The sequence below is a fragment of the Humidesulfovibrio sp. genome (genome assembly GCF_035560995.1).
In the GTDB taxonomy this organism is placed as follows: Bacteria; Desulfobacterota; Desulfovibrionia; order Desulfovibrionales; family Desulfovibrionaceae; genus Humidesulfovibrio.
On record NZ_DATMYK010000282.1, the window covers coordinates 1 to 7,021 of the forward strand.

Sequence of the window (7,021 nt, forward strand, 5' to 3'; positions counted from 1 at the left end):
GGGGTCGAGGTCCGCGCTGCCGCCGACCAGGTTGGGCAGGAAGTCCTTCATGGCGTTCAGACACGCGCCCCAGGCCTGCCGGGTGGCGATCTTCTTGCCGGGCTCGAAGCCGGGCATGGTCATGGGCAGCTCGGCGCGGCCGGTGTTCATGGCCTTCCAGAAGGACAGGAACTCGGGGTCGGCCTTCTTGATGGTGCGGGCCAGGGCGTCCTGCCAGGCGCGGGCGCGCTTCTTCAGCTCCGGGTAGCGGGCCTGGAAGTGGGCCTTGGCCTCAGCCGGAACCTCGAAGCACTTGCCCTGGTGCAGGCACATGCTGGTCTTGGTGGCGGCGATCTCCTCCGGCGGCAGGGGCTCGCCGTGGGTGCCGAAGTCGCCCTCGCGGGTGGCCGCGCCCTTGGCCATCACCGTGTGGCCGATGATCAGGCTGGGCTTCTTCTTCTGGGCTTGGGCCTTCTTGATGGCCGCGCGGATCTGGTCGCGGTCGTGGCCGTCCACCTCCTGCACGTGCCAGCCCATGGCGGCGAAAATCTTGGCGTAGTCGGCCTTGTCCACGCGGGAAACGGGACCGGCCAGCTGCACCTTGTTGGAGTCGTAGTAGGCGATGAGCTTGCCCAGGCCCCACAGCCCGGCCAGGGAGGCCGCGCCGTTGACCACGGGCTCCTGCATGTCGCCGTCGCTGACGAGGACGTAGGTGTGGTGGTCCACAACGCTTTTGCCCAGCTTGGCGCGCAGGAAGGCCTCGGTCTGGGCCATGCCCACGGCCATGCCGAAGCCCTGGCCGAGCGGGCCGGTGGTGGCCTCCACGCCCGGGGTCACGTCATGCTCCGGGTGGCCCGGGGTGCGGCTGCCCAACTGGCGGAAGCCCGCCAGGTCCGTCTCGTCGATGAGGCCCGCCAAGTGCAGCAGGCCATAGAGCAGGGCGGACTCGTGCCCGGCGGAGAGCACGAAGCGGTCGCGGTTGAACCAGGTGGGGCGCTCAGGGTCGAAGTTCAGAAACTCGGAGTAGAGCACGCTGGCGAAGTCCGCGGAACTCATGGCCCCGCCCGGATGGCCGGAGTTGGCGGCGCGGGTGGCGTCCATGATGATGCCTTTGAGCGTGTTCACCACAAGCTGGTCGGGGGCGATGGTCTGTGCCATGGATGTCGGTCCTTGGAGGTTGGGCGGTTATACGGACGCCGTCAGGATTTGGCGGGGGTCTGGTACGTGTCGAACTGGCTGATGCGCCGCAGATGGCGCGCGCCTTCGAAATTGGTGGCCAAAAACGCGCGGGCGATGTCGAGCCCGAGGCCCGGGCCCACCACGCGCTCGCCCAGGCAGAGGACGTTGGCGTTGTTGTGGGCGCGGGCCATGCGCGACATGAACTCGCAGGTGCACACCGCGGCGCGGATGCCCGCGTGGCGGTTGGCGGCCATGGACATGCCGAGCCCCGTGCCGCAGACCAGGATGCCGAGCATCTGGCCGTTCTGGCCGTCCTCGCCAGCGTCCAGCAGGCGCTTGCACAACTTGTCGGCAAAGGCCGGGTAGTCGCAGGAGCCGGTGCAGTCCGGTCCCAGGTCCTCCACCAGGCATTCGGCCTGGCGCAGGGCCTGCACAAGGGCGGCCTTGAGGGCGAAACCGCCGTGGTCGGAGGCGATGAGCACGGTTCTTTGCATCTGGTCCTCCTGTGATTTTTGATGAACAGCGGGCTGTGCCGCCGGGCTAGAGTCTTGGCTCATGGGGTGCGTCCTCCCCTGCGCTGCAGGGCGGGCGCACACTGGTGGCCTCCTGCTCGCGCCGGAGGCGCGCGATCTCAAGCTTCAGCATTTCGATCTGCCGCAGGCAGAGGTCGCGCTCCGGTCCGGGCGCGGCGTCGAGCCGGGCCAGGAGCAGGGTCTCCTCGCGCAGGCGGGCCTCCAGCTGGCGCACTTCGTGCAGTTTGGCCTGGCTGGTCAGCAGCCTGCGCATCTCCCGCGCCCAGACCTTGCAGCCCAGGGTGAAGGTGCCCAGGAAGCCCGGCTTGGCCTCGGCCTCGGGAAGCAGGTCAAGATTCTCAGCGTTCATTGTCCCCTCCGCCGGTGATGACTTCGCGCACCTGGGCGGGCGCGGCCTGCCGCTCCAGGGAAATGAACTCCGCATTGGCGGGCAGGGTCAGGGTCAGGGCCTTGGTGGTCCAGGGCTCCTCGTGCACGGTGACGGAGCGCACGCGCAAAACCGCGCTGTCGCCCTTGGGCAGGGTGAGGGTGAGGGTCTTGGCCGGACCCACGGGGTCGCCGTCGTCCTCCGGGTAGCCGGAGAAGGCCAGCCCCCACACGCGAGGGCCGGAAACCGCCTGCCCGTCGCGCTCCACCTGGGCCTTGAAGTGCTGGGAGAGCAAGCCTTCCATGCGCTCGGGCCGACCGTACTGGTCGAGCACCAGCAGGCGCACCGTGCCGGAATCGTAGCTGAAGGCGAAGCCGCCGCCGGGAATGGCGCGCACGCGCGCGGGCTGGTCCGGCACCAGGGTGCCGAAGTGCCCGGCCAGCACCAGGGCCAGGTCGCGCAGGGCGAAGGGGAAGGGCAGGCCGAGCAACTGCGCGCCGATGACCGGGTCGCTGTGGGCGTAGGCGCGCTTGTCGTTGGGATAGAAGGCCAAAAGGCCGCTCTGGTCCTCGCGCATCAGGGCCAGCATGGTGCCCAGGCCTGCGCGCACGTCCAGGCGCAGGGGCCGCTCGTAGTCGCCGAAGAGCTGCACGTCGGTGCGGTTGGCCTTGGTGGGCGTGGAGTAGAGCAGGCTGGCGCGCACGGCAACGCCCTGGCCCGCCGGACCGGGCGTGACGAAGCGCTCGCGGAAGGCCGCGAGGTCGGCCGCGGCCTCGTCGTGGCGCGGCAGTTCTATGCGCGGCGCGCAGGCGCACAGGGCCAGCAGGCCCAGAAAAAGCAGCGCCCGGCCAAGGGCCGGCGCGCGCGCGGTCAGGGTGCGGTTCATTTGCTTCCCAGCTTCTTCTTGATGCGGTCCGGATCCTCGTGCTTGTACTTGAGCGCGTTCTGATAGCCCTTCTTGGCCTGGGCCGCGCGGCCGGACTGCCTGGCGATGTCTCCGTAATGCTCCCACATGGTGGGGTCGTCCTTGGACAGGGTGACGGCGCGCTGGATATGCTTCCAGGCCTCGTCGAGCTTGCCCAGGCGGAAGTACGCCCAGGCCAGGGAATCCACGATGTAGCCGTTTTCGGGCTTGAGCTTGTCGGCCTTCTTGATGAGGGACAGGGCGCGGTCCATGTCGCGGCCTTCCTCAACCAGGGAGTAGCCGATGTAGTTCAGGGCGTCGGCGTGGTCCGGGTTCTTCTGCACGATCTTGCGCATGATCTCGATGGCGCTCTTGCGGTCGCCGTCGCGGTCGAGCACGGCGCCGTACTGGTACAGCAGATCCTCGTCGTCCGGGCGGTCCTTCAGGGCCTCGACCAGCACGGCCTTGGCCTCGGTCAGGCGCTTCTTCTCCATGAGGTAGCCGGCCTGGAGCAGCGGGAAGCGGCTTTGGCCGGGGTACAGGCGCTTGCCCTGGTCCATCAGGGCCACGGCCTCGTGCTCGCGTCCCAGGGAGTACAGAAGCTGGATGCGGAACTGCAGGGCCTGGCTGTAATGCGGGTCGCTCTCCGGCACGAGGTCGAGGAACTGCAACGCCTTCTGCGGGTTGCCCTCGCCATCGTGGGCGATGACGGCCTTGTAGAAGAAGTATTCGCCCGGCACCGGCGGCTGGCTGGCCAGCACGTCCAGCAGGGTGCTGGCCTGGGCGGTGTAGTTTTCGTTCAGGAACAGCAGCGAGGCCGCCAGGATGAAGGCCTTGCTGCCCGAGCTGGACAGCGCCGTGTCCAGCGCCTTGTCCGGGTTGTTCAGCTTGAGCCACAGGCCAACCACGCGCAGGCGGATGTCCTCGCGCCCCTCGCCGCCGCCGTTTTCGATGCGCTGGCGGATGTCCTCGCGCTCGGCGCCCAGCTCCAGGATCTGCGCATAGGTGGCCACGGCCGCGGCATAGTCCTTGTCCAGCTCCTGCTGGAAGGCCATCTCCACCCAGGCTTCCAGGTGGTCCGGGTTCTCCTTGACCAGCTTCTTGAGCGCGGCGATGGCCGTGGAGCGACGGCCCAGGCGGGCCTCGGCTCTGGCGAGCTGGAACAGGGCCTCGGGGCTGCGCTCCTTGACCGGAATGCGCTTCAAGGTCTCCAGCGCCTTTTCCGGCTGCTCGGAATCAACATAGAGCTGGCCCAGGCGCTCGCGCAGGCCGGTGTTCTCTTGGCGGGCAAGGTAGCCGGAGAGCACCTTGGCCGCGTCGGAAAGGTTGTTCTCCATAAGGTAGGCATTGGCCAGGGACGCGTTCAGGTTGAAGTCGTCCGGGTACTTGGCCAGGCCCTCGGTAAGGATGGCCCGGGCCTCGTTGGCCTGCTCCTGGTTCCAGTACAGGAAGGCCTTGTCCATGTAGAGCGAGGCCGAGCTTTCCCGTGCGATGACGCGGTCCAGGGCCTGGGCCGCGTCCTTCTGCAGCGCAAGGGTGCGGGCGAAGGCCTCCGGCGACATGCGCGACGCGCCGGCGGTCTTGCTCATCTGCTGCAGCAGGGCCTGGTACTCCAGGTAGTCGTAGGTGGCGCCCGCGCCGGGGCTCATGGGTTTGGGCTGCGGCGCCTGGCTGTGCATGGGCGCGCAGGCGGCGCAGGCCAGCAAGACCAGGAGCGCGGCGGCCGCGCCAAAGCGGTGGCCGCACCCGGGTGCAGTACGGCGGGTGGCGGCGCGGCGGAAAGGAGTAGGCGTGCGGGGCATGGAGATCCTCACGTATTGGACGGAGCGTTGGCGGCCAGCATCTCGTCGAAGAGCCGCGCGTAGTCATTGGCCAGCAAGAGGCCTTCCTCGATGAGCGCGGGGCCGTAGCGGCGGCCCTGCTCGGTGCGGAAGCCGGTCGCGCAGGCGGCGGCGAGCTCCCGGCCCTTTGGAAAGGCCTGGGCGATCTGCTCCAGGGTCCAGTCGTCGCACTCGCACAGCTCCCACAGGGTGGCGGCGAAGAAATCCGGGCCGAAGCGGAAGCGGTCGGCGTCGTGCACCGCGCCGGAAAGCAGGCGCGCGGATTCCGGGCCGGCGTCGGCCAGGGGCAGGTCGGCCTCGTGCAGGGCCACGGCCTGGGCGATCCACACGCGTTCCTCCGGGGCCAGGGGGTAGCCGCGCAGGATGCGCAGGCACAGGTCCGCACCCTTTTCCGCGTGGTCTTCCTCGTGGCGCAGGGCATCATGCAGCAGGCCGGCCATCTCGGCCAAAAGCGCCAGTCTGCGGCGGTCTTCCTGGGAGAGGCCCGAGGGCTCGGCCAGGACCAGGGCCGCGGCGTCTATGGCCACGCGCTTGCCATGCTCCACGCCCAGTCCGCAGGGCTCGTTCAAAAAGCCCAGGGCGTCGCTTTGCAGGCGCACCAGGAGCGGATGGTCGAAAAACAGGTTGGAGGCATGGCCCAGTTCTTCCGCGCATTCCAGGCAGAACGCGGACTGCGGCCGTTTTGCGGAAAGCTCCCTGGCGTGACGCTTGAGCTCCAAGATGCGCGGATCCATTGCCGTCCCCCGTCCAGTCGTTGCCGTCTAGTCGTTGTCCTCAATCCAATCGGGCGAAAAGTCCTTCACCGTGGCCTGCAGGTGCTCCTTCAGCTTTTCCAGCAGGCGCGCCTCGATCTGCCGCACGCGCTCGCGCGTCACGCCGAAGCGGTCGCCGATCTCGCGCAGGGTCACCGGGCTGTCCGAGAGCAGACGCTCGTTCAGGATGGCCTGCTCCTTGTCCGACAAGCTGGGCACGATGGTCTTCAGATTGTCCAGCAAGAGCCCGGAAATCTGGTTCTGGCTCAGAATGTCCTCGATGCCGGGACCCAGGGCGGGCAGAAAATCCAGCCGGGTGTTTTCAGAGTCCTCACCGATGGAGATGTCCAGACTCATGTCCTGGCGCGAGAGGCGCTGATCCATCTGTTCGATCTCGGCCTCGCTGACCTGCAGGCTTTCGGACAGCGCGCTGGTGGTGGGATCAAAGCCCATGTTGCTCAGGCGCTGGCGCTCTTTGTTCAGGTTATAGAACAGCTTGCGCTGGGTCTGCGTGGTGCCGATCTTGACCATGCGCCAGTTGTCCATGATGAACTTGAGGATGTAGGCCTTGATCCAGAACGCAGCGTAATAGCTGAACTTGATGCCCTTGTCCGGGTCGAACTTGCGCACGGCCTTCATGAGGCCCACGTTGCCTTCCTGGATCAGGTCCTGGACGTTCTGCATCCAGCGGCGCTGGAAATCCATGGCGATCTTGACCACCAGGCGCAGGTGCGAGGAAACCAGGCGGAACGCGGCTTCCTGGTCGTTGCCGTCGCGCACGCGCTGGGCCAGTTCGAACTCTTCCTCCGGGGCCAGCAAAGGGAAGCGGGCGATCTCGCGCAGATAGTGGCTGAGCGAATCGCGCGTGGAAGCCTCGCCCCGCCTGCGCGCGACGGGAGCGGGGAGAAAGGGCTTCTTCTCGGCCAGGGCCGGCGGTGCGGCGGGCTTGGCCTCGGGTGCGGGGGCGTGATTTTTTTCTGATTTCATTCCGAATCTGGCCGACCTGGCGGTTCGGCCCGGCAGGGCGTCTCGTCCCCGGTTCCGGGTCGTGGGTTGCGCAAGGGGGGAGCGTATAGTTTTTGTTTGTCCTTTTCAACGATTTTCAGTACACCCGGATTCCCGGCCAGGCCAAGGCCCCGCGCCCTTTCCGGATGCCCCCCCGCCGAACCTGCGCATGCCGCGGGCGGCAGGCCCCGGACAGCCCGGCACCCACCGCTGACGGAGACACTCCCATGCCCGATTTCCGCTCCCTTTTGAATGATGGCCGCATCCACTTTTTCGACGGCGGCTTCGGCGCGCTGTTGCAGTCGCGCGGGCTTCCCCCGGGCATCGCGCCGGAGATGTTCGGCCTGAAAAACCCGGAACCCGTGGCCGCCATCCACGCGGAATACGCGGCGGCCGGGGCCGAGGTGGTGACCACCAACACCTTTGGCGGCACGCGCTTCAAGCTCGACCCCGGCGTGGAC

At 67.7% G+C, this 7,021-nt stretch carries 7 protein-coding genes and 1 pseudogene; 1 reads left to right on the forward strand and 7 read right to left on the reverse strand.

Annotation, left to right across the window (positions count from 1 at the left end):
- The 7 genes and pseudogenes from VN419_RS10985 to VN419_RS11015 all read right to left on the reverse strand — a co-directional run.
- Positions 1-1,137, reverse strand: a pseudogene (locus VN419_RS10985) (transketolase); the annotation flags it as partial.
- A gap of 41 nt (positions 1,138-1,178) precedes the next feature.
- Positions 1,179-1,652 carry a ribose 5-phosphate isomerase B gene (rpiB, locus tag VN419_RS10990; RefSeq protein WP_325647275.1) on the reverse strand — a complete coding sequence of 158 codons (474 nt, stop codon included), beginning with the start codon at positions 1,650-1,652 and terminating at the stop codon, positions 1,179-1,181.
- Between the two features lie 46 nt (positions 1,653-1,698).
- Complete coding sequence (locus tag VN419_RS10995; protein ID WP_325647276.1) at positions 1,699-2,040, reverse strand: hypothetical protein; 342 nt, start codon at positions 2,038-2,040, stop codon at positions 1,699-1,701.
- Positions 2,030-2,944, reverse strand: coding sequence for a hypothetical protein (locus tag VN419_RS11000; RefSeq protein WP_325647277.1), 915 nt, complete (start codon positions 2,942-2,944; stop codon positions 2,030-2,032). Before VN419_RS11000 ends, VN419_RS10995 begins: the two co-directional genes overlap by 11 nt.
- Complete coding sequence (locus tag VN419_RS11005) at positions 2,941-4,764, reverse strand: tetratricopeptide repeat protein (RefSeq protein ID WP_325647278.1); 1,824 nt, start codon at positions 4,762-4,764, stop codon at positions 2,941-2,943. Before VN419_RS11005 ends, VN419_RS11000 begins: the two co-directional genes overlap by 4 nt.
- A gap of 8 nt (positions 4,765-4,772) precedes the next feature.
- Positions 4,773-5,537 carry an HD family phosphohydrolase gene (locus tag VN419_RS11010; protein ID WP_325647279.1) on the reverse strand — a complete coding sequence of 255 codons (765 nt, stop codon included), beginning with the start codon at positions 5,535-5,537 and terminating at the stop codon, positions 4,773-4,775.
- Positions 5,538-5,564: 27 nt separating this feature from the next.
- Entirely contained in the window at positions 5,565-6,542 is a 978-nt protein-coding gene (locus VN419_RS11015; RefSeq protein WP_325647280.1) for an RNA polymerase factor sigma-32, read from the reverse strand.
- A gap of 245 nt (positions 6,543-6,787) precedes the next feature.
- On the opposite strand from VN419_RS11015, the gene VN419_RS11020 reads away from it, so the two are divergent.
- Positions 6,788-7,021 (forward strand): homocysteine S-methyltransferase family protein (locus VN419_RS11020; protein ID WP_325647281.1); only part of this gene is annotated, 234 nt, incomplete at its 3' end.

What these genes read in the sequence shown, in the direction of transcription:
- VN419_RS11000 (WP_325647277.1), bottom strand. Translation starts at nt 2,944, where the DNA reads ATGAACCGCACCCTGACCGCGCGCGCGCCGGCCCTTGGCCGGGCGCTG.
- VN419_RS11005 (WP_325647278.1), bottom strand. Translation starts at nt 4,764, where the DNA reads ATGCCCCGCACGCCTACTCCTTTCCGCCGCGCCGCCACCCGCCGTACT.
- rpiB (WP_325647275.1), bottom strand. Translation starts at nt 1,652, where the DNA reads ATGCAAAGAACCGTGCTCATCGCCTCCGACCACGGCGGTTTCGCCCTC.
- VN419_RS11015 (WP_325647280.1), bottom strand. Translation starts at nt 6,542, where the DNA reads ATGAAATCAGAAAAAAATCACGCCCCCGCACCCGAGGCCAAGCCCGCC.
- VN419_RS11010 (WP_325647279.1), bottom strand. Translation starts at nt 5,537, where the DNA reads ATGGATCCGCGCATCTTGGAGCTCAAGCGTCACGCCAGGGAGCTTTCC.
- VN419_RS10995 (WP_325647276.1), bottom strand. Translation starts at nt 2,040, where the DNA reads ATGAACGCTGAGAATCTTGACCTGCTTCCCGAGGCCGAGGCCAAGCCG.